This is a genomic window from Pseudomonas sp. PME37.24/025, assembly GCF_055556615.1.
Window position 1 is genome coordinate 1 of record NZ_JBVHNK010000384.1, and the last position, 251, is coordinate 251.

1 protein-coding gene is annotated in these 251 nt (G+C 57.0%); it reads left to right on the top strand.

Features of this window, described 5'->3' with window-relative positions:
* Positions 1-251 (top strand): hypothetical protein (locus ACZ3HH_RS30785; RefSeq protein ID WP_465810467.1); only part of this gene is annotated, 251 nt, incomplete at both ends.

A 251-nucleotide genomic window follows, 5' to 3' on the forward strand; every position in this document is an offset into this window, starting at 1 on the left:
GGGTTGGAGTTTCTCGAGCTCAATACGCTTCTGACCAGCGGCATCGGCGGCGCCATTTTCATCATTGGCTTCCTGATGTCGAGCATCTTGGCCGACTACAAGGAAGCCGAGCGCATTCCAGCGGACATTCGCGCATCGATCGAGGGTATCGATGGTGATCTCGAGTCGTTTGCAGTCGCGAATCCGGATTTTGATCTGCTGGCCTGCCGACGCATCCTGATCGCCACAATCGACAAGCTGCGACGAGGGCT